This is a genomic window from Bacillus sp. S2(2024) (genome assembly GCF_050474045.1).
Taxonomy (GTDB): Bacteria; Bacillota; Bacilli; order Bacillales; family Bacillaceae_G; genus Bacillus_A; species Bacillus_A yunxiaonensis.
In genome coordinates, this window is the sequence record NZ_JBFLUS010000003.1 from 4465001 (window position 1) to 4487438 (window position 22438).

At 41.8% G+C, this 22438-nt stretch carries 16 protein-coding genes, 3 tRNA genes, 5 rRNA genes, 1 other RNA gene and 1 other annotated feature (1 of these 26 only partly in view); of the genes, 21 read left to right on the plus strand and 4 right to left on the minus strand.

Translation table 11 applies throughout. The features are described 5' to 3' along the window. Together AB1284_RS22640 and rrf (AB1284_RS22645) are read left to right on the plus strand one after the other, a co-directional pair. Window positions 1-2087, plus strand: a 23S ribosomal RNA gene (locus AB1284_RS22640) (it extends 836 nt beyond the left edge of the window). A 50-nt stretch (window positions 2088-2137) separates the two neighbouring features. Beyond that, a 5S ribosomal RNA gene (gene rrf / locus AB1284_RS22645) occupies window positions 2138-2253 on the plus strand. A gap of 40 nt (window positions 2254-2293) precedes the next feature. Here rrf (AB1284_RS22645) and AB1284_RS22650 read toward each other — a convergent pair. Further along, window positions 2294-3280: a YaaC family protein gene (locus AB1284_RS22650; RefSeq protein WP_429752889.1), complete on the minus strand. Its 987-nt coding sequence runs from the start codon at window positions 3278-3280 to the stop codon at window positions 2294-2296. A gap of 116 nt (window positions 3281-3396) precedes the next feature. Between AB1284_RS22650 and guaB the strand changes: the two genes are divergently transcribed. The 7 genes from guaB to AB1284_RS22685 all read left to right on the plus strand — a co-directional run bounded on the left by guaB (window position 3397) and on the right by AB1284_RS22685 (window position 10397). Beyond that, window positions 3397-4860, plus strand: a complete 1464-nt coding sequence (guaB, locus tag AB1284_RS22655) for an IMP dehydrogenase (RefSeq protein WP_429752888.1) — start codon at window positions 3397-3399, stop codon at window positions 4858-4860. Between the two features lie 104 nt (window positions 4861-4964). Beyond that, window positions 4965-6284, plus strand: coding sequence for a D-alanyl-D-alanine carboxypeptidase family protein (locus AB1284_RS22660; protein WP_429752887.1), 1320 nt, complete (start codon window positions 4965-4967; stop codon window positions 6282-6284). 163 nt (window positions 6285-6447) lie between these two features. Beyond that, entirely contained in the window at window positions 6448-7332 is an 885-nt protein-coding gene (pdxS, locus tag AB1284_RS22665) for a pyridoxal 5'-phosphate synthase lyase subunit PdxS (RefSeq protein ID WP_211482641.1), read from the plus strand. 17 nt (window positions 7333-7349) lie between these two features. Next, entirely contained in the window at window positions 7350-7940 is a 591-nt protein-coding gene (pdxT, locus tag AB1284_RS22670; protein ID WP_429752886.1) for a pyridoxal 5'-phosphate synthase glutaminase subunit PdxT, read from the plus strand. A 54-nt stretch (window positions 7941-7994) separates the two neighbouring features. After that, window positions 7995-8216, plus strand: a binding site (T-box leader). 49 nt (window positions 8217-8265) lie between these two features. Further along, complete coding sequence (serS, locus tag AB1284_RS22675; RefSeq protein WP_429752885.1) at window positions 8266-9540, plus strand: serine--tRNA ligase; 1275 nt, start codon at window positions 8266-8268, stop codon at window positions 9538-9540. A 224-nt stretch (window positions 9541-9764) separates the two neighbouring features. Then, window positions 9765-9857 (plus strand) — tRNA-Ser (locus AB1284_RS22680). Between the two features lie 165 nt (window positions 9858-10022). Continuing rightward, window positions 10023-10397 carry a DUF3797 domain-containing protein gene (locus AB1284_RS22685; RefSeq protein WP_336484645.1) on the plus strand — a complete coding sequence of 125 codons (375 nt, stop codon included), beginning with the start codon at window positions 10023-10025 and terminating at the stop codon, window positions 10395-10397. A gap of 36 nt (window positions 10398-10433) precedes the next feature. Here AB1284_RS22685 and AB1284_RS22690 read toward each other — a convergent pair whose 3' ends face one another. The 3 genes from AB1284_RS22690 to AB1284_RS22700 form a co-directional block, all read right to left on the minus strand. Then, the gene (locus AB1284_RS22690; RefSeq protein ID WP_429715627.1) at window positions 10434-11102 is read right to left on the minus strand and encodes a deoxynucleoside kinase; all 669 of its coding nucleotides are present in this window, start codon (window positions 11100-11102) and stop codon (window positions 10434-10436) included. Further along, entirely contained in the window at window positions 11102-11740 is a 639-nt protein-coding gene (locus AB1284_RS22695; RefSeq protein WP_429752884.1) for a deoxynucleoside kinase, read from the minus strand. The genes AB1284_RS22690 and AB1284_RS22695 overlap by 1 nt, the downstream gene beginning before the upstream one ends. Before the next feature lie 123 nt (window positions 11741-11863). Beyond that, a complete protein-coding gene (locus AB1284_RS22700) occupies window positions 11864-12400 on the minus strand; it encodes an isochorismatase family cysteine hydrolase (protein WP_429752883.1) in 537 nt (178 codons plus the stop codon). A 73-nt stretch (window positions 12401-12473) separates the two neighbouring features. On the opposite strand from AB1284_RS22700, the gene tadA reads away from it, so the two are divergent. The 12 genes from tadA to rrf (AB1284_RS22760) all read left to right on the plus strand — a co-directional run bounded on the left by tadA (window position 12474) and on the right by rrf (AB1284_RS22760) (window position 22152). Further along, window positions 12474-12971 carry a tRNA adenosine(34) deaminase TadA gene (gene tadA / locus AB1284_RS22705; RefSeq protein ID WP_429752882.1) on the plus strand — a complete coding sequence of 166 codons (498 nt, stop codon included), beginning with the start codon at window positions 12474-12476 and terminating at the stop codon, window positions 12969-12971. Window positions 12972-13048: 77 nt separating this feature from the next. Next, window positions 13049-13313, plus strand: an RNA gene (gene ffs / locus AB1284_RS22710) — signal recognition particle sRNA large type. A 273-nt stretch (window positions 13314-13586) separates the two neighbouring features. Continuing rightward, window positions 13587-15266, plus strand: coding sequence for a DNA polymerase III subunit gamma/tau (gene dnaX / locus AB1284_RS22715; protein WP_429752881.1), 1680 nt, complete (start codon window positions 13587-13589; stop codon window positions 15264-15266). Window positions 15267-15340: 74 nt separating this feature from the next. Further along, window positions 15341-15667 (plus strand): YbaB/EbfC family nucleoid-associated protein, encoded by a 327-nt coding sequence (locus AB1284_RS22720; protein WP_336484653.1) that lies wholly within the window; start codon window positions 15341-15343, stop codon window positions 15665-15667. A gap of 14 nt (window positions 15668-15681) precedes the next feature. After that, entirely contained in the window at window positions 15682-16278 is a 597-nt protein-coding gene (gene recR, locus AB1284_RS22725; protein ID WP_098310719.1) for a recombination protein RecR, read from the plus strand. A gap of 18 nt (window positions 16279-16296) precedes the next feature. Next, window positions 16297-16518, plus strand: a complete 222-nt coding sequence (locus AB1284_RS22730) for a YaaL family protein (RefSeq protein WP_336484651.1) — start codon at window positions 16297-16299, stop codon at window positions 16516-16518. A 126-nt stretch (window positions 16519-16644) separates the two neighbouring features. Further along, on the plus strand, window positions 16645-16914 hold the full coding sequence (locus tag AB1284_RS22735) for a pro-sigmaK processing inhibitor BofA family protein (protein WP_429752880.1): 270 nt from the start codon (window positions 16645-16647) through the stop codon (window positions 16912-16914). A gap of 235 nt (window positions 16915-17149) precedes the next feature. Continuing rightward, window positions 17150-18700, plus strand: a 16S ribosomal RNA gene (locus AB1284_RS22740). A gap of 129 nt (window positions 18701-18829) precedes the next feature. Next, window positions 18830-18906 (plus strand) — tRNA-Ile (locus AB1284_RS22745). 10 nt (window positions 18907-18916) lie between these two features. Next, window positions 18917-18992: transfer RNA gene (locus AB1284_RS22750), tRNA-Ala, on the plus strand. 72 nt (window positions 18993-19064) lie between these two features. Then, a 23S ribosomal RNA gene (locus AB1284_RS22755) occupies window positions 19065-21986 on the plus strand. A gap of 50 nt (window positions 21987-22036) precedes the next feature. Continuing rightward, window positions 22037-22152: ribosomal RNA gene (gene rrf / locus AB1284_RS22760) — 5S ribosomal RNA — on the plus strand. Together the 16S, 23S and 5S rRNA genes with 2 tRNA genes alongside form the textbook arrangement of a ribosomal RNA operon. Window positions 22153-22438 lie beyond the last annotated feature (286 nt).

A 22438-nucleotide genomic window follows, 5' to 3' on the forward strand; every position in this document is an offset into this window, starting at 1 on the left:
CGAACCTGGAGATAGCTGGTTCTCCCCGAAATAGCTTTAGGGCTAGCCTCAAGTGTGAGAGTCTTGGAGGTAGAGCACTGATTGGACTAGGGGTCCCCATCGGATTACCGAATTCAGTCAAACTCCGAATGCCAATGACTTATCCTTGGGAGTCAGACTGCGAGTGATAAGATCCGTAGTCAAAAGGGAAACAGCCCAGACCGCCAGCTAAGGTCCCAAAGTGTGTATTAAGTGGAAAAGGATGTGGAGTTGCTTAGACAACTAGGATGTTGGCTTAGAAGCAGCCACCATTTAAAGAGTGCGTAATAGCTCACTAGTCGAGTGACTCTGCGCCGAAAATGTACCGGGGCTAAATACACCACCGAAGCTGCGGATTGATACCTATGGTATCAGTGGTAGGGGAGCGTTCTAAGTGCTGTGAAGTCAGATCGTAAGGACTGGTGGAGCGCTTAGAAGTGAGAATGCCGGTATGAGTAGCGAAAGACGGGTGAGAATCCCGTCCACCGAATGCCTAAGGTTTCCTGAGGAAGGCTCGTCCGCTCAGGGTTAGTCAGGACCTAAGCCGAGGCCGACAGGCGTAGGCGATGGACAACAGGTTGATATTCCTGTACCACCTCTTTATCGTTTGAGCAATGGAGGGACGCAGAAGGATAGAAGAAGCGTGCGATTGGTTGTGCACGTCCAAGCAGTTAGGCTGGTAAGTAGGCAAATCCGCTTACCGCGAAGGCTGAGCTGTGATGGGGAAGCTCCTTATGGAGCGAAGTCTTTGATTCCCCGCTGCCAAGAAAAGCTTCTAGCGAGATAAAAGGTGCCTGTACCGCAAACCGACACAGGTAGGCGAGGAGAGAATCCTAAGGTGAGCGAGAGAACTCTGGTTAAGGAACTCGGCAAAATGACCCCGTAACTTCGGGAGAAGGGGTGCTTTCTTAACGGAAAGCCGCAGTGAATAGGCCCAAGCGACTGTTTAGCAAAAACACAGGTCTCTGCGAAGCCGTAAGGCGAAGTATAGGGGCTGACACCTGCCCGGTGCTGGAAGGTTAAGGAGAGGGGTTAGCGCAAGCGAAGCTCTGAACTGAAGCCCCAGTAAACGGCGGCCGTAACTATAACGGTCCTAAGGTAGCGAAATTCCTTGTCGGGTAAGTTCCGACCCGCACGAAAGGTGTAACGATTTGGGCACTGTCTCAACCAGAGACTCGGTGAAATTATAGTACCTGTGAAGATGCAGGTTACCCGCGACAGGACGGAAAGACCCCGTGGAGCTTTACTGTAGCCTGATATTGAATTTTGGTACAGCTTGTACAGGATAGGCGGGAGCCTTTGAAGCCGGAGCGCTAGCTTCGGTGGAGGCGCTGGTGGGATACCGCCCTGGCTGTATTGAAATTCTAACCTACGGGTCTTATCGACCCGGGAGACAGTGTCAGGTGGGCAGTTTGACTGGGGCGGTCGCCTCCTAAAAAGTAACGGAGGCGCCCAAAGGTTCCCTCAGAATGGTTGGAAATCATTCGTAGAGTGCAAAGGCATAAGGGAGCTTGACTGCGAGACCTACAAGTCGAGCAGGGACGAAAGTCGGGCTTAGTGATCCGGTGGTTCCGCATGGAAGGGCCATCGCTCAACGGATAAAAGCTACCCCGGGGATAACAGGCTTATCTCCCCCAAGAGTCCACATCGACGGGGAGGTTTGGCACCTCGATGTCGGCTCATCGCATCCTGGGGCTGTAGTCGGTCCCAAGGGTTGGGCTGTTCGCCCATTAAAGCGGTACGCGAGCTGGGTTCAGAACGTCGTGAGACAGTTCGGTCCCTATCCGTCGTGGGCGTAGGAAATTTGAGAGGAGCTGTCCTTAGTACGAGAGGACCGGGATGGACGCACCGCTGGTGTACCAGTTGTTCTGCCAAGGGCATAGCTGGGTAGCTATGTGCGGAAGGGATAAGTGCTGAAAGCATCTAAGCATGAAGCCCCCCTCAAGATGAGATTTCCCATAGCGTTAAGCTAGTAAGATCCCTGAAAGATGATCAGGTTGATAGGTTCGAGGTGGAAGCATGGTGACATGTGGAGCTGACGAATACTAATAGATCGAGGACTTAACCATATAATATGAAGCAAATGTTATCTAGTTTTGAAGGAATATACCTTCATAAGTCTGGTAATGATGGCAGAGAGGTCACACCCGTTCCCATACCGAACACGGAAGTTAAGCTCTCTAGCGCCGATGGTAGTTGGGACTTTGTCCCTGTGAGAGTAGGACGTTGCCAGGCAAACGAAAGACGAGTCATTGGACTCGTCTTTTTTTATTTCCTAAGAAATAGAATTATGTTGATTCATTAAATATAAATAAATATAGTGTGGTACTTTTTCTGCTGTAACAGCTAAAAATTGAAAAATAAACGGATAATCTTCAGAAGAATAACTTCCAAGTAAATCGTACCACCAATCTGTTTCATAACGGGAAATCATACTTAAGTTATAAAGCAGAAGATAATGCGTAAGTAATTCTGGGAAAATAGGAGCTGTATCGCCATTGGCAGGTAAATAATAAGTATTTGTATAGTGATTATATGTAAGAGGTGCACTGTATAATGGGTTCCATTGTCTAATAGGTGCTGTGAAATGTAAGTATGATGCATCTTCTTTAACGTTTGTATATCGAACGTTAAGATGTTTGCAAGTTCCCTCCATATGTCGTATAAAACGTTCTTCTGTCATATGAAAAGCATCTAAAACATGAGTAGGAAAAGTAAAGATATTCTCTGTCACCTCTTTTAGTTTATATAACCTATTTCTTCTTTTACTGTATAGAAATAATTCCTTTAGTTCTGCGATTCTTTGCAGTAACCCTCCCATTGTATATTTTTCTCCTTCTAAATGTTTCACATGAAACATTTGTTCCGCAACTTGAGTAAATAATCCATGTTTTTGTATTTTAACTTCATCATCTATAAACTGATAACTTTGTTTTTTTCGCTTTCTTGTTGTGACCCCATGTGCTAATACAGAAGTTGATTCCGGATAATTAGGATCGACTGTAAGTAAACAAGCTTTTAGTAGCTGGCTCATTCCATAAAACAATAATACTGGTTTTATGGAAAGCGGAGCAGTATGACACAAATCGTAGTAATTTTTTCCATGCTCTAAGTAATAAATAAATGGATAACAATTTTCAAAGCTTTTTTTCTCAGTATTTATATTACCTAATTTTTTATAGCAATGGGTAAGATAATGTTGTGTGTGAGTAGAAGAAAGAAAGAAGCTTAATTTCTGCCAAATGATTGATGAATGCTGCATTGTATACTCTCCTTTTATTTTTAGAAAATTCTAACATATACTGTCTTTCTTGACAGTATTTTAACCAATTGTTAAGCTACTAATAATAATTTCAGGTATCATGGGGGGAATCATTTATGTGGGAATCTAAATTTGTTAAAGAAGGTTTAACGTTTGATGATGTATTACTTGTACCAGCTAGATCCGATGTATTACCAAGAGAAGTAAGCGTGAAAACAGTTTTATCTGAAAGCTTACAATTAAACATCCCTTTAATTAGTGCTGGTATGGATACGGTAACAGAAGCTGATATGGCTATCGCAATGGCTCGTCAAGGTGGATTAGGTATTATTCATAAGAATATGTCTATTGAGCAACAAGCGGAGCAAGTAGACAAAGTAAAACGTTCTGAAAGTGGCGTTATTACTGATCCTTTCTTTTTAACTCCAGACCATCAAGTATATGATGCAGAACATTTGATGGGAAAATATCGCATTTCAGGTGTTCCAATCGTAAATGACGGGGAAGAACGAAAGCTTGTAGGAATTATTACAAATCGTGATATGCGTTTTATCCAAGATTATTCAATTAAGATTTCCGATGTAATGACAAAAGAGCATTTAATTACGGCTCCAGTTCATACTACACTAGAAGATGCTGAAAAAATCTTACAGAAGCATAAAATTGAAAAACTCCCTCTTGTTGATGATAACGGCGTATTACAAGGCTTGATTACAATTAAAGATATTGAAAAAGTAATTGAGTTTCCAAACTCTGCAAAAGATAAACAAGGTCGTTTATTAGTAGGTGCAGCTGTTGGAGTAACAGCTGATGCAATGCAACGCATCGATGCATTAGTAAAAGCAAATGTTGATGTAATTGTTATTGATACAGCTCACGGACATTCCAAAGGTGTATTAGACAAGGTGAAAGAAGTTCGTGAAAAGTATCCGAAATTGAATATCATAGCTGGTAACGTTGCAACAGCGGAAGCAACTCGTGAATTAATTGAAGCAGGTGCAAATATTGTAAAAGTTGGTATTGGACCAGGTTCTATTTGTACAACACGCGTTGTAGCTGGTGTTGGTGTTCCTCAGTTAACTGCAGTGTATGACTGTGCAACAGAAGCTCGTAAATACGGTGTTCCAGTCATTGCTGATGGTGGAATTAAATATTCTGGTGATATTGTAAAAGCATTAGCAGCTGGTGCACACGTTGTTATGCTTGGAAGTATTTTTGCCGGTGTAGCAGAAAGCCCTGGAGATACAGAAATTTACCAAGGTCGTCAATTTAAAGTATATCGTGGTATGGGTTCTGTTGGAGCAATGGAAAAAGGAAGTAAAGATCGTTACTTCCAAGAAGGCAATAAAAAACTTGTTCCAGAAGGAATCGAAGGCCGCGTTCCATTTAAAGGTCCTTTAGCAGATACGGTACATCAATTAGTTGGTGGATTACGTGCAGGCATGGGATATTGCGGTGCAGCTGATTTACCATTCTTACGTGAAAATGCGCAGTTTATCCGTATGTCAGGTGCCGGATTACGTGAAAGTCATCCGCATGATGTACAAATTACAAAAGAATCACCAAACTATTCATTATAATGTCGGATATCGAAATAGACAGAGGTTTAGTATCTCTGTCTATTTTTTTTTGATTGTGTTAGAATAACGTTTATGTGAGTACAAATATATTGGGGGTAACAAAAGTGACAGGTATGTTCCGTAAACAAATACTTGCGATTGTAACAGTACTTACACTATTTTGCAGCATGTTTTTTACATACAGCAGTGCATTTGCAGAAACAAATGCTCCTTTGAATGTTGAAGCAGGTGCGGCGATTTTAGTGGAAGCGAACTCTGGGAAAATTTTATATCAAAAAAATCCAGACGAACTATTAGCAATTGCGAGTATGACAAAAATAATGAGTGAATATTTAGTTCATGATGCAGTCGCAAAAGGAAAAATTAAGTGGGATCAAAAAACAAAGGTTTCTGAATATGCTCATTTTATTTCACAAGATCGCTCTTTATCAAATGTTCCATTAGAAAATGGCGGTACTTATACTGTAAAAGAGTTATACGAGGCAATGGCAATTTACTCTGCAAATGGTGCAACGATTGCCTTAGCTGAATTAATCGGCGGTTCAGAAGCGAATTTTGTTAAGATGATGAATGACAAAGCGAAAGAACTTGGATTAACGAACTATAAATTTGTAAACTGTACAGGATTAACAAATAAAGATTTAAAAGGGAGACAGCCTGAAGGGACAACTCCGGATGAAGAGAATAAAATGTCTGCTAGAGATGTTGCAATCTTAGCGCAACATTTAATTAAAGAGTATCCAGAGACGTTAGAGACATCTAAGATTCCGAAAAAAACATTCCAAGAAGGTGGAAAATATCCAATAAAAATGGATAACTGGAACTGGATGTTACCTGGATTAGTTATGCAATATGAAGGAGTAGATGGTCTGAAAACAGGTTCTACTCCAGAAGCTGGAGATTGTTTTACAGGTACAGCAGAACGTAATGGTATGCGTTTAATTTCTGTTGTTATTAAAACAAACTCTCACACAGCGCGTTTTGCAGAAACAAAGAAACTATTTGATTACGGTTTTACAAATTTCCAAACGAAAACAGTATATCAGAAAAATTCCCAAGTAAAAGGGCATGAAACAGTTCATGTGGATAAAGCAAAAGATACAAATGTAGCAGTGCAAACGAAGGAAGAAGTTGTGCTTCCAATACCAAAGGGAAGTAAAGATGTTTATAAAACGGATTTCAAAGCAGTAAATAAGAAGAATGAAGCGCCAATCAAAAAAGGTACGACACTTGGTTATATGACTGTATCAGCAAAAGATGCAAATGATGTAGGGTTTTTAACTGGTAAGTCAATGCAAGTAGACCTTGTAACAAAACAAGAAGTAGAGAAAGCGAACTGGTTTGTTCTTTCTATGCGAAGCGTTGGTTCCTTCTTTAGTGGTATATGGCATAGTACAGTTGATACTGTAAAAGGTTGGTTTTAAGAGCTCCCCATAGGGGGCTTTTTTTATTTCTTGTATTTTGCATCGAGTATAACAAAAAAAATAGTAGACAAGCCTCTAATAAGTAATGGTAGAATGTAAGAGTATTCTTACTTTTCGTCGTGAACGGGGAAAAGCAATTCACCTAGGGGGGTTTTTGTACATGATCAATGTAACAGGGACAGAGCGTGTAAAACGTGGAATGGCAGAAATGCAAAAGGGCGGCGTCATTATGGACGTAGTCAACGCTGAGCAAGCAAAAATTGCAGAAGCAGCAGGTGCGGTTGCTGTTATGGCACTAGAACGTGTTCCAGCTGATATTCGTGCAGCAGGTGGCGTTTCGCGTATGGCAGATCCAACAATTGTAGAAGAAGTAATGGGTGCTGTATCAATTCCAGTTATGGCAAAATGTCGTATTGGCCATCTTGTGGAAGCACGTGTACTTGAATCATTAGGGGTAGACTATATTGATGAGAGTGAAGTATTAACTCCGGCTGATGAAGTGTACCATTTAAATAAACGTGATTATACTGTTCCGTTTGTATGTGGATGTCGTGATATTGGCGAAGCAGCACGTCGTATTGCTGAAGGTGCATCTATGCTTCGTACAAAAGGTGAGCCTGGCACAGGGAATATTGTAGAAGCTGTACGTCATATGCGTCAAGTAAACGCAGAAATTCGTCAAGTTGCGAGTCTGCGCGAAGATGAATTAATGACATATGCAAAAAACACTGGTGCTCCTTATGAAGTATTACTTGAAATTAAACGCCTTGGTCGTTTGCCAGTTGTAAACTTTGCAGCAGGCGGCGTTGCAACTCCAGCTGATGCTGCATTAATGATGCAACTTGGTGCAGATGGGGTATTCGTAGGTTCTGGTATTTTCAAATCAGAAAATCCAGAAAAATTTGCACGCGCAATTGTTGAAGCAACAACACATTATGAAGATTATGAATTAATTGCTCGTCTTTCTAAAGGGCTAGGTAATGCAATGAAAGGTGTTGAAATTTCAACATTATTACCAGAACAACGCATGCAAGAGCGCGGTTGGTAATTAAAGGAGTTTTTGAAATGATTACAATCGGTGTATTGGGACTTCAAGGGGCTGTTCGTGAACATGTACGTGCAATAGAAGCAAGTGGTGCACAAGCTGTTATTGTGAAGCGTACAGAGCAGCTAGAGGAAGTAGATGGACTTATTTTACCAGGCGGTGAAAGCACAACAATGCGCCGCCTTATTGATAAATATGGTTTCATGGAACCTCTTCGTGAATTTTCTAAAACAGGAAAACCGATGTTTGGTACATGTGCAGGTATGATTTTACTTGCAAAGAACCTTATTGGATATGAAGAATCACATATCGGTGCAATGGATATTACCGTAGAACGCAATGCATTTGGTCGTCAAAAAGATAGCTTTGAGGCTGCCCTTTCTATGAAAGGTGTAGGCGAAAACTTTATCGGTGTATTTATTCGTGCGCCATATGTTGTAGATGTAGAAGATCATGTAGAAGTATTATGTACACATGAAGATCGCATGGTAGCGGTTCGACAAAATCATTTATTAGCAGCTTCTTTCCATCCAGAATTAACAGATGATCATCGTGTTACAGCTTATTTCGTAGACATGGTGAAAGAAGCAAAAATGAAAAAAGTCGTATAAGCGACTTGCAACTTGTGCAAGATTATAGTAAATTGATGGTAACTATTTTATATGACAAATGTGTTGATAGGAAGTAGTAACAAGATTCGTTTCTTATAGAGAGTCGGTGGCTGGTGTAAACCGATAGAAACAGCTTGTGAATCCATCCTGGAGTGAGATGCGGAACGGTCTTTAGACAAGTAAGCATTTCCGGCGAAGAGCCGTTATTTCTACTTGAGAGGAAAGCAAGTATGCTTTCAATTAGGGTGGCAACGCGGGTTAACTCCCGTCCCTTTGTACAGGGACGGGAGTTTTTTGTTTTTCTAAAAATAAAGGAGGAATTATCATGCTTGATATTAAATTTTTGCGTGCAAACTTTGAAGAAGTAAAAGCGAAATTACAACATAGAGGCGAAGACTTAACAGATTTTGGCCGTTTTGAAGAATTAGACATAAAAAGAAGAGAATTACTTGTACAAACAGAAGAGCTAAAAAGCAAACGTAATGAGGTATCTCAACAAATTTCTGTATTGAAACGTGAAAAGAAAGATGCAGAAGCACTTATCTTAGAAATGCGTGAAGTAAGCGATAAAGTTAAAGAGCTTGATAATGAGCTTCGTACAGTTGAAGAAGATCTTGAGAAATTAATGTTATCTATTCCAAATATTCCGCACGAATCTACACCAAATGGTGAAACGGAAGATGATAATGTGCAAGTTCGTACATGGGGGGAAGTTCAAGAATTTACGTTTGAACCAAAGCCGCATTGGGATCTTGCAACGGATTTAGGTATGTTAGACTTTGAACGCGCTGGGAAAGTAACAGGTAGCCGTTTTGTATTTTATAAAGGGGCAGGTGCGAAGTTAGAACGTGCTTTATTTAATTTCATGCTTGATCTTCATACAGAGGAACATGGCTATGAAGAGATTTTACCTCCATATATGGTGAATCGTACAAGTATGATTGGAACAGGGCAACTTCCAAAGTTTGAAGAAGATGCGTTTCGTATTGAGAGTGATGACTATTTCTTAATTCCTACAGCTGAAGTACCTGTAACAAACTTACATCGTGATGAGATTTTAAGTGGAGAACAACTACCAATTCGTTATGCTGCATTTAGCGCATGTTTCCGCTCTGAAGCAGGATCTGCTGGTCGTGATACACGTGGTTTAATTCGTCAGCATCAATTTAATAAAGTAGAACTTGTGAAATTCGTGAAACCTGAAGATTCTTATGAAGAACTAGAAAAATTAACAAATGATGCAGAGCGTGTATTACAATTGTTAGGCCTTCCATATCGTGTAATGAGCATGTGCACAGGAGATTTAGGATTTACAGCAGCGAAGAAGTACGATATCGAAGTATGGATTCCTAGCTACGGTACATATCGTGAAATTTCTTCTTGTAGTAATTTTGAAGCGTTCCAAGCGCGACGTGCAAACATCCGTTTCCGCCGTGAAACAAATGCGAAACCAGAGCATGTTCATACATTAAACGGATCTGGGCTTGCAATTGGCCGTACGGTAGCTGCCATTTTAGAAAATTACCAACAAGAAGATGGTTCTATTATCATTCCAGAAGTTCTTCGTCCTTATATGGGAGGAAAAGCAGTAATTAAATAAAGTTTTCTTCATATACATCTCTTGTTATCCAATAAGAACAAAGCGAGGTTTTTAACAAGATAAGAGATACACTTAACGCTGATGATCTTATTGTTAATTAGAAGATTAGAATAGATTGTATAAGAAGGGGAAAAGGATAGAGAAAAAATCTCTTTCCTTTTCTATTATAGTAGGGTTGACGAACTGTTTTTCTTTTGATATTATATTTCATGTCATGTGAATACGGAGGAATACCCAAGTCTGGCTGAAGGGATCGGTCTTGAAAACCGACAGGCGGTGCGAGCCGCGCGGGGGTTCGAATCCCTCTTCCTCCGCCATATATAATTGACAACAGCGCATATAAGTGGAGATTGGAGAACTCGTTACCAACACGTAACGAGTTTTTATTTTAACCACTCAGGAAGTAGCATATAGAGGATTTCATCTCTTATAGAAACACTCATATTCCGATGATTATCTTCATAGATATGAAAGGAGCTACCATGGATATTATTATACAAACGTTTCCGCTTGACGGAAAAACACTATACTATGTACAATGCCCCGTTTGCAAGAAAAATAAGATTTTAAATAGTGCTGCGAACGTATCTCGTATTGTAAGTGATGAAACATTTCGTAAACTTAGTGGTTGCATCTGTGATGTGAAACAAGAAGTGAAGAAAGTAGAAGCACCAAAACAAATCGAAAAACAAGCAGCTGCAAAACGTAAAGTAATTACGGCTGTTATTAACGGGACAGAAATGACGGTAAAAGAAATTGCTGAAGCGTATGATCTTAGTGTAAGTACTGTGCGTCAGCGCATTAATGCTGGAAAATCAGAGAGCGAGATTATTGCTCCGACCAAAAAGAAAAACTAAGTTCATAGAAAAAACCCGTGCGATTGCACGGGTTTTTTATTTTACAAGTTTACGTGTTTGTTGTAAGAAGTGACCAATCTTCTTAATGATAGGTTCAATTGAATTTTCATTTTGTAAAATATCATATTCATTAATATTAAGACGCAGCACAGGGCAAGCATTAAAATCATTAATCCAATTTTCATAGCGTGCATGCATTTCTTCCCAATACTCAATCGGTGTTTGCTGTTCCATAGGTCTTCCGCGTTCTTTAATACGATCTACGATATCTTCAAACGACCCTTCTAAATAAATGAGTAAATTAGGGTGTGGGAAGTAGGGGGTCATAACCATTGCATCGAATAAGCTTTTATATGTTTCATAATCCGTAGCGGTCATTGTTCCCTTTTCATAATGCATTTTTGCGAAAATTCCTGTGTCTTCATAAATAGAACGGTCTTGAATAAATCCTCCGCCATATTCGAAAATTCTTTTTTGTTCTTTAAAGCGTTCTGCTAAGAAATAAACTTGTAAGTGGAAGCTCCAACGTGTGAAATCACCATAAAATTTGTCTAGATATGGATTGGAGTCTACCTTTTCAAATGATGTGCGGTAACCAAGCGCGTTTGCTAGTGCATTTGTCATTGTAGATTTTCCGACGCCAACTGTTCCTGCAATCGTAATAACAGCGTCATTTGGAATATCATATTTTTGTCTCAAATTCATTACTGATTAATCTCCTTCGTCAGTGTATTTTGTAATGCTGATAAGATTACGTTTAAGTCCGATTCATTTTTCACAAAATCCATATTATCTCCGTTGAATTTTAGTACGGGGATGCTCGGATGATCTTGTTTGAAAGCTTCCATTGCCGCTTCGTAATCTTCAATGAGTTGTAATAAATAATTCGGATCTATATTTTTTTCGAATTCCCGTCCGCGCATGGCAATTCGTTTTTGGAGCGTTTCTAAGCTTGCTGTTATATACACGATGACGTTTGGAACGGGCATATCTTGTGTTAAGATACGATAAATTTGCATGTATTTCTCGTACTGGGAACCCCGTAATGTTCGAGATGCAAAGATTAAATTTTTGAATATATGGTAATCTGCTACAACAGGCATATGTTGTTTTAAATATTTTGTATCGATGTCTTCTAGTTGCTTATAACGGTTGCAGAGGAAAAACATTTCTGTTTGAAAACTCCATTCTTGGATGTCTTCGTAAAACTTGCCTAAGAAAGGATTCTCATCAACGATTTCTTTTAATAAATGGAGTTGCATGTGAGTCGATATCGCTTTCGCGAGTGAAGTTTTTCCGACACCAATTGGTCCTTCGACCGTAATAAATGGTACTCCGGTCACGCTGTTGCCTCCTTCCAAAACATAATTTAGTACTAATAAAAAGCACAAAACAGAATTATTGTAGCATAAGAGGAGGCGGAAAGGGTTGGTTTTCATAAAAAGTTAGAAAATCAATTTATGGTATTACACCTTTAAATGAATTGATGGAGAAATATTTGCTTTTAAAGTTGCTTGCATAATGTGCAGGGCGTGTTTGTTATCTTGGTCGCAATTGGATGCAATGCAATCTTCAGGTACATATAATTGATAATTTCTCATATGAGCATCATTTGCGGTAAAAAGGATGCATATATTTCCAGCTACCCCTGTTAAAATAAGGTTTTCTATCTTTAAATGACCTAGCAATGAATTTAAGGGGGTTTCATAAAAAGCAGAATAATGTGGTTTAATAAAAATATAATCATCATTTGAGGGTGCTATTTTTTTAATAATTTCTTGACTATATTCATTTGTGCAATAGGCAATAAGCTCGTTAATATCAGCTCTCCATAAATGATAATGATCATTTACATAAATAATTGGACAGCCAGAGTTTTTCATTTTTTGTTTGAGTTCTAAAATAGGTTCTGTAATAATTTTGCATTTTCGTGCTAAGATAGGTCCATGTGAAAATTGAAAGTCATTAATCATATCGATGATAAGAAGTGCTGTATTTTTCATATGTAATCTCCTTTCCTTTCTCTTTAGATTGGATTGAATATAGAAAAGTTATTTGTGATGAAAGGATTTTGTTATGGAAGAAGATATTTACTTTATGAAGCTCGCGATAGAGGAAGCAAAAAAGGCTGAAGAAATACAAGAAGTACCAATTGGTGCAGTTGTTGTAGTGGACGGTGAGGTAGTAAGTCGTGCACATAATTTGCGTGAAACAGAGCAGCGATCAATTGCTCACGCTGAATTGTTAGCAATTGATGATGCGTGCAAAAAGTTAGGGACGTGGCGTTTGGAAAATGCAACCCTATATGTCACATTAGAGCCGTGTCCAATGTGTGCGGGTGCAATTGTTTTATCGCGTGTAAAACGTGTTGTATATGGAGCGAGTGACCCAAAAGGTGGATGTGCTGGTACATTAATGAATTTATTAACAGAGGAACGGTTTAATCATCAATCTGAAGTTGTGGTTGGTGTGTTAGAAGAAGAGTGTGGAGCATTATTAACAAACTTTTTTCGAGAACTACGCAAAAAGAGGAAGAAAGAGAAGGAAAAGCTGGATAAAAATAGTCTTTGTTAACACGTTGCAATTTTTTAGGAAACAAGTTATACTGATATTGCCTTCAGATAAGGCAACTAAATATGGTTTTAACTTTGCCGTGCTAAGCGGGGAGGTAGCGGTGCCCTGTACTCGCAATCCGCTCTAGCGAGGCCGAATCCCTTCTCAAGGTTATGCTACTGTAGGGTCTGCCTTAAGTAAGTGGTGTTGACGTTTGGGTCCTGCGCAACGGGACCCCGTGAACCTTGTCAGGTCCGGAAGGAAGCAGCAATAAGCGGGTCTTCTCGTGTGCCGCAGGAGTGCCTGAACCGAGCTAACTGCTTAAGTAACGCTTATGGTACGTAATCGACAGAAGGTGCACGGCAGTTATATATGCATATAAAGCTCATCCTATATGAATAGGGTGGGTTTTTTGTATAGAAAATAACTTTTGGAATCTATAATCAGAATGGGTTATAATAAGATGAAACTTTAATTAGTGGGTGATTTTTTATACTTTACTAATTATCAGTCGAACGAATCGGGCTTTTACGGGCAGTCTATTTCCCATCTAATTTCTTTAGTTTGAGCTGGAGATTGCTGTTCGAAAATAGCGAGATAATTGAGATAATAACCTTTGGGGGAGGCCGTATTTTCGTGTCATACCAGGCGTTATACCGAACATGGAGGCCGCAAAAATTTGAAGATGTAGTCGGTCAAAAGCACGTAACGAAAACGTTGCAAAATGCTCTTCTTCAAGAGAAAGCATCACATGCCTATGTGTTTTCCGGACCAAGAGGAACAGGGAAAACAACAATTGCAAAGGTATTTGCCAAAGCAATCAACTGTGAGCATGCTCCTACAGCTGAACCTTGTAATGAATGTCCTGCATGCTTAGGAATTACGCAAGGTGCTATTTCAGATGTATTAGAAATTGACGCGGCTTCGAATAACGGTGTAGATGAAATTCGAGATATAAGAGATAAAGTAAAGTATGCTCCAAGCGAAGTTCGCTATAAAGTATATATTATTGATGAAGTTCACATGCTTTCTATGGGTGCTTTTAATGCGCTATTAAAAACATTAGAAGAACCCCCGCAACATGTTATCTTTATTTTAGCAACGACAGAACCGCATAAAATTCCACCAACAATTATTTCTCGTTGTCAGCGTTTTGAATTTCGAAAAATATCAGTGCATGATATTGTCGAACGATTAACAACTGTTGTAAACAACGAAGGAACGAAAGTGGACGAGGAAGCTCTTCAAATTGTAGCGCGTGCCGCAGAAGGTGGTATGCGTGATGCATTAAGTTTAATTGATCAAGCTATTTCTTATAGTGATGAAGTGGTAACAGTAGAAGATGTATTAGCGGTTACAGGTTCTGTTTCACAGCAATATTTAGCAAACCTTGTAGGGTGCATCTATGAAAATGATGTATCCAAAGCGCTGCGTATTGTTGATGATATTATGAATCAAGGGAAAGATCCGCTTCGCTTCATGGAAGACTTCATTTACTATTATCGAGATATGCTTTTATATCAAACTTCGCCTCAGCTAGAGGACATGCTAGAGAGAGTTATTGTTGATGATTCATTTCGTAAGTTAAGTCAGGATATGGAACCTGAAATGATTTATGAAATTATTCATACGCTTAGCAAAAGCCAACAAGAAATGAAATGGACAAATCATCCTCGTATTTTTTTAGAGGTGGTTATGGTACAACTGTGTCAGCAATTTGCGATGAAAGCAAATGGAGCGGATCGTTTGCAAGCTGTTTTACAAAGAATGCAGCAATTAGAACAGGAATTAGAAAATATGAAGCAGCATGGTGTACCTATGCAACAAGAAGTGAGAGAAACAAAGGTTACACCGAAGCCGACTCGTTCTGGTAGCATGAAAATACCAGTTGGGCGTGTTCATGAAGTGTTAAAACAAGCGACTCGTAAGGATTTAGAGCAACTAAAGAGTGCGTGGGGTGAACTGTTAGAGCGATTGAAAAACTATAATAAAGTTGCTTATGCGGTTTTATTAGAAAACAGTGAGCCAGTCGCAGCTTCTACTACTTCTTATGTTCTTGGTTTTAAGTATGAAATACATTGTAAAATGGCGAGTGAAAATCGTGAGGCAACAGATACGGTAGAGCAAATTCTCTTTGAACTGTTTGGAAAGAGGTTGCAAATGATTGCAATTCCAAAAAGTGAATGGGGAAAAATTCGTGAGGGTTTCTTACAACATGAAGGTAGTCCTTCAGAGGAAGCTGAAAAGCCAAAAGACCCTCTTATCGAAGAAGCTGTAAAGATTGTGGGAGAACAATTAATTGAAATAAGAGAGTAAAACACGTCTTAAATGGATTTTTCTTTATTAAACTATAAACATTCATTAAGAAACAATTAGGAGGAATTATTATGATGCGTGGTGGAATGGGAAATATGAATAACATGATGAAGCAAATGCAGAAAATGCAAAAACAAATGGCGAAAGCGCAAGAGGAACTTGGTGAAAAAACAGTTGAGGGAACAGCTGGCGGTGGTATGGTAACAGTTATCGCAAATGGACATAAGCAAATTTTAGAAGTGCAAATTAAAGAAGAAGTTGTAGATCCAGAAGATATTGAAATGTTACAAGACCTTGTATTAGCTGCAACGAATGATGCATTAAAGAAAGCGGAAGAGCTATCAGCTTCTACAATGGGACAATTTACAAAAGGATTGAATTTACCGGGCGGTATGTTCTAGGAGGCTGGTCATAGATGCACTATCCAGAACCAATCTCAAAGCTGATTGACAGCTTTATGAAATTGCCAGGAATCGGACCGAAAACAGCTGTTCGCCTGGCCTTTTTCGTATTGGATATGAAAGAAGATGATGTATTAGATTTTGCGAAGTCGCTTGTAAATGCAAAGCGAAACTTAACATATTGCTCTATTTGCGGCCATATAACAGATAAAGATCCTTGTTATATTTGTGATGATTCTCATCGTGATCAATCGATTGTTTGCGTTGTGCAAGAGCCGAAAGATGTCATTGCAATGGAGAAAATGAAAGAATATCAGGGAGTATATCATGTATTAAATGGTGCCATTTCTCCAATGGAAGGAATTGGTCCGGAAGATATCAATATCCCTCAGTTGTTAAAGCGACTGCACGATGAAACAGTACAAGAAGTTATTTTGGCGACAAACCCGAACATTGAAGGAGAAGCGACAGCGATGTACATTTCTCGCCTGTTAAAGCCGACTGGTATTAAAGTGACACGTATTGCACATGGGCTACCGGTTGGCGGTGATTTAGAATACGCGGATGAGGTAACGTTATCAAAGGCGTTAGAGGGCCGCAGAGAATTATAATTAGTAGGAGAAATAGAGATGCTTTTTCAGAAAAAAGGGAATTTGCGCAAAGAATATGATGAAAAGTTAATTGCATTGCTAGAACAAGTGAAGGTAGAATGGATGCGCCAAAGAAGAATTGTAGCACAAAGTATTGAGCCTTCAGAAGATGTGCTATGTCATTTAAAATTGGCGGAAGCAAAATATTTCTATCTATTGAAGGAAGCAAAAAGACGTCCTGTGAAAATGGAACGGTTGTAAAGGAGAAGTCGAGCGGAACATGTATGTTCCGCTCGACTTTTTATTTTGAAGAAGAAATTTTAACGGTCTTTTTTTTTTCTTTTTTTCATACAAATATAATGTACAAGTTGTAAGGGAGAGGACGGTATGGAACAACGTTTAATTATTGGCGGTATATTAACATTAATCTTTCTTTTATTAATTGTCGGCGCTCCTATTAAGTCGTTTCGTTTTATAGGAAGGCCGCTTGTCAAAATTGTAATAGGAGCTTTGTTGCTGTTTGCTGTCAATGTAGTGGGGACGCAATTTAACTTTCATCTGCCTATTAATGTCGGTACTACATTTATTTCGGGTTTTTTAGGTTTACCAGGTATCGGTGCGCTTATAGTTATTAAATTATATGTTTTACCAGGTTAGAAGAAACGTTATGTTTTCTAGCCTGGTATTCTTTTTTTGAAAAAGTATTGACGTATAAACTATTAATATGGTAAATTAATAAACGTCGTCAACAACAAAAGAAAAAAGAAGTTGACACTTGGAATTAAATGTGATACATTATAAAAGTCGCTGAAACGCGATGTTGAACTTTGAAAACTAAACGAAACAAACAACGTGAAACGTCAATTTTTATTTATGATGCTAGACAAACACTTTATTGGAGAGTTTGATCCTGGCTCAGGATGAACGCTGGCGGCGTGCCTAATACATGCAAGTCGAGCGAACCGATTAAGAGCTTGCTCTTAAGAAGTTAGCGGCGGACGGGTGAGTAACACGTAGGTAACCTGCCTATAAGACTGGGATAACTCCGGGAAACCGGGGCTAATACCGGATAACATTTTGCACCGCATGGTGCGAAATTGAAAGGCGGCTTCGGCTGTCACTTATAGATGGACCTGCGGCGCATTAGCTAGTTGGTGAGGTAACGGCTCACCAAGGCGACGATGCGTAGCCGACCTGAGAGGGTGATCGGCCACACTGGGACTGAGACACGGCCCAGACTCCTACGGGAGGCAGCAGTAGGGAATCTTCCGCAATGGACGAAAGTCTGACGGAGCAACGCCGCGTGAGCGATGAAGGCCTTCGGGTCGTAAAGCTCTGTTGTTAGGGAAGAACAAGTGCTAGTTGAATAAGCTGGCACCTTGACGGTACCTAACCAGAAAGCCACGGCTAACTACGTGCCAGCAGCCGCGGTAATACGTAGGTGGCAAGCGTTATCCGGAATTATTGGGCGTAAAGCGCGCGCAGGTGGTTTCTTAAGTCTGATGTGAAAGCCCACGGCTCAACCGTGGAGGGTCATTGGAAACTGGGAGACTTGAGTGCAGAAGAGGAAAGTGGAATTCCATGTGTAGCGGTGAAATGCGTAGAGATATGGAGGAACACCAGTGGCGAAGGCGACTTTCTGGTCTGCAACTGACACTGAGGCGCGAAAGCGTGGGGAGCAAACAGGATTAGATACCCTGGTAGTCCACGCCGTAAACGATGAGTGCTAAGTGTTAGAGGGTTTCCGCCCTTTAGTGCTGAAGTTAACGCATTAAGCACTCCGCCTGGGGAGTACGGCCGCAAGGCTGAAACTCAAAGGAATTGACGGGGGCCCGCACAAGCGGTGGAGCATGTGGTTTAATTCGAAGCAACGCGAAGAACCTTACCAGGTCTTGACATCCTCTGACAACCCTAGAGATAGGGCTTCCCCTTCGGGGGCAGAGTGACAGGTGGTGCATGGTTGTCGTCAGCTCGTGTCGTGAGATGTTGGGTTAAGTCCCGCAACGAGCGCAACCCTTGATCTTAGTTGCCATCATTAAGTTGGGCACTCTAAGGTGACTGCCGGTGACAAACCGGAGGAAGGTGGGGATGACGTCAAATCATCATGCCCCTTATGACCTGGGCTACACACGTGCTACAATGGACGGTACAAAGAGTCGCAAGACCGCGAGGTGGAGCTAATCTCATAAAACCGTTCTCAGTTCGGATTGTAGGCTGCAACTCGCCTACATGAAGCTGGAATCGCTAGTAATCGCGGATCAGCATGCCGCGGTGAATACGTTCCCGGGCCTTGTACACACCGCCCGTCACACCACGAGAGTTTGTAACACCCGAAGTCGGTGGGGTAACCTTTTGGAGCCAGCCGCCTAAGGTGGGACAGATGATTGGGGTGAAGTCGTAACAAGGTAGCCGTATCGGAAGGTGCGGCTGGATCACCTCCTTTCTATGGAGAATTGATGAACGCTGTTCATCAATAAAGTTTCCGTGTTTTGTTTTCGTTTAGTTTTGAGAGTTCAATAAATTGTTGACTCTTAAAAAAGAATATGATATAAATTATTCTTGTGTTTTGTATGGGCCTATAGCTCAGCTGGTTAGAGCGCACGCCTGATAAGCGTGAGGTCGATGGTTCGAGTCCATTTAGGCCCACCATACAAATTACGGGGCCTTAGCTCAGCTGGGAGAGCGCCTGCCTTGCACGCAGGAGGTCAGCGGTTCGATCCCGCTAGGCTCCACCATAAAGCTATTTTATATAGCGAATATGTTCTTTGAAAACTAGATAACAGTGTAGCTCATATTTTTTAATTTTTGGTTAAGTTAGAAAGGGCGCACGGTGGATGCCTTGACACTAGGAGTCGATGAAGGACGGGACTAACACCGATATGCTTCGGGGAGCTGTAAGTAAGCTTTAATCCGGAGATTTCCGAATGGGGAAACCCACCATACGTAATGGTATGGTATCTTTATCTGAATACATAGGGTAAAGAAGACAGACCCAGGGAACTGAAACATCTAAGTACCTGGAGGAAGAGAAAGCAAATGCGATTTCCTGAGTAGCGGCGAGCGAAACGGAATCTAGCCCAAACCAAGAGGCTTGCCTCTTGGGGTTGTAGGACATTCTATACGGAGTTACAAAGGAACGAGGTAGACGAAGCAGCCTGGAAAGGCTCGTCATAGAAGGTAACAACCCTGTAGTTGAAACTTCGTTCCCTCTTGAATGTATCCTGAGTACGGCGGAACACGTGAAATTCCGTCGGAATCCGGGAGGACCATCTCCCAAGGCTAAATACTACCTAGTGATCGATAGTGAACCAGTACCGTGAGGGAAAGGTGAAAAGCACCCCGGAAGGGGAGTGAAAGAGATCCTGAAACCGTGTGCCTACAAATAGTCAGAGCCCGTTAACGGGTGATGGCGTGCCTTTTGTAGAATGAACCGGCGAGTTACGATCCCGTGCGAGGTTAAGCTGAAGAGGCGGAGCCGTAGCGAAAGCGAGTCTGAATAGGGCGTTTAGTACGTGGTCGTAGACCCGAAACCAGGTGATCTACCCATGTCCAGGGTGAAGTTCAGGTAACACTGAATGGAGGCCCGAACCCACGCACGTTGAAAAGTGCGGGGATGAGGTGTGGGTAGCGGAGAAATTCCAATCGAACCTGGAGATAGCTGGTTCTCCCCGAAATAGCTTTAGGGCTAGCCTCAAGTGTGAGAGTCTTGGAGGTAGAGCACTGATTGGACTAGGGGTCCCCATCGGATTACCGAATTCAGTCAAACTCCGAATGCCAATGACTTATCCTTGGGAGTCAGACTGCGAGTGATAAGATCCGTAGTCAAAAGGGAAACAGCCCAGACCGCCAGCTAAGGTCCCAAAGTGTGTATTAAGTGGAAAAGGATGTGGAGTTGCTTAGACAACTAGGATGTTGGCTTAGAAGCAGCCACCATTTAAAGAGTGCGTAATAGCTCACTAGTCGAGTGACTCTGCGCCGAAAATGTACCGGGGCTAAATACACCACCGAAGCTGCGGATTGATACCTATGGTATCAGTGGTAGGGGAGCGTTCTAAGTGCTGTGAAGTCAGATCGTAAGGACTGGTGGAGCGCTTAGAAGTGAGAATGCCGGTATGAGTAGCGAAAGACGGGTGAGAATCCCGTCCACCGAATGCCTAAGGTTTCCTGAGGAAGGCTCGTCCGCTCAGGGTTAGTCAGGACCTAAGCCGAGGCCGACAGGCGTAGGCGATGGACAACAGGTTGATATTCCTGTACCACCTCTTTATCGTTTGAGCAATGGAGGGACGCAGAAGGATAGAAGAAGCGTGCGATTGGTTGTGCACGTCCAAGCAGTTAGGCTGGTAAGTAGGCAAATCCGCTTACCGCGAAGGCTGAGCTGTGATGGGGAAGCTCCTTATGGAGCGAAGTCTTTGATTCCCCGCTGCCAAGAAAAGCTTCTAGCGAGATAAAAGGTGCCTGTACCGCAAACCGACACAGGTAGGCGAGGAGAGAATCCTAAGGTGAGCGAGAGAACTCTGGTTAAGGAACTCGGCAAAATGACCCCGTAACTTCGGGAGAAGGGGTGCTTTCTTAACGGAAAGCCGCAGTGAATAGGCCCAAGCGACTGTTTAGCAAAAACACAGGTCTCTGCGAAGCCGTAAGGCGAAGTATAGGGGCTGACACCTGCCCGGTGCTGGAAGGTTAAGGAGAGGGGTTAGCGCAAGCGAAGCTCTGAACTGAAGCCCCAGTAAACGGCGGCCGTAACTATAACGGTCCTAAGGTAGCGAAATTCCTTGTCGGGTAAGTTCCGACCCGCACGAAAGGTGTAACGATTTGGGCACTGTCTCAACCAGAGACTCGGTGAAATTATAGTACCTGTGAAGATGCAGGTTACCCGCGACAGGACGGAAAGACCCCGTGGAGCTTTACTGTAGCCTGATATTGAATTTTGGTACAGCTTGTACAGGATAGGCGGGAGCCTTTGAAGCCGGAGCGCTAGCTTCGGTGGAGGCGCTGGTGGGATACCGCCCTGGCTGTATTGAAATTCTAACCTACGGGTCTTATCGACCCGGGAGACAGTGTCAGGTGGGCAGTTTGACTGGGGCGGTCGCCTCCTAAAAAGTAACGGAGGCGCCCAAAGGTTCCCTCAGAATGGTTGGAAATCATTCGTAGAGTGCAAAGGCATAAGGGAGCTTGACTGCGAGACCTACAAGTCGAGCAGGGACGAAAGTCGGGCTTAGTGATCCGGTGGTTCCGCATGGAAGGGCCATCGCTCAACGGATAAAAGCTACCCCGGGGATAACAGGCTTATCTCCCCCAAGAGTCCACATCGACGGGGAGGTTTGGCACCTCGATGTCGGCTCATCGCATCCTGGGGCTGTAGTCGGTCCCAAGGGTTGGGCTGTTCGCCCATTAAAGCGGTACGCGAGCTGGGTTCAGAACGTCGTGAGACAGTTCGGTCCCTATCCGTCGTGGGCGTAGGAAATTTGAGAGGAGCTGTCCTTAGTACGAGAGGACCGGGATGGACGCACCGCTGGTGTACCAGTTGTTCTGCCAAGGGCATAGCTGGGTAGCTATGTGCGGAAGGGATAAGTGCTGAAAGCATCTAAGCATGAAGCCCCCCTCAAGATGAGATTTCCCATAGCGTAAGCTAGTAAGATCCCTGAAAGATGATCAGGTTGATAGGTTCGAGGTGGAAGCATGGTGACATGTGGAGCTGACGAATACTAATAGATCGAGGACTTAACCATATAATATGAAGCAAATGTTATCTAGTTTTGAAGGAATATACCTTCATAAGTCTGGTAATGATGGCAGAGAGGTCACACCCGTTCCCATACCGAACACGGAAGTTAAGCTCTCTAGCGCCGATGGTAGTTGGGACTTTGTCCCTGTGAGAGTAGGACGTTGCCAGGCAAACGAAAGACGAGTCATTGGACTCGTCTTTTTATTTTTACCCTGCTATTCTTGGCGTAAAATTTACTCTTTAAGAAACAACTGGGAGATTCAACTATTTTTCAGACAGACACTTCGCCTAGAAATGATTCATACAATAAAAGTATAAAAGGGTGTATAAATTTTTAAAAAGTGTTAACGCTTATAAATGTACTGTTTCATTTCATATAGAGGGGAGGGAAAGCTTAATTATCGTTTGTCTAGTTTTATATAATGATGGTTAGATAGACTACGATAAATAGGCGAA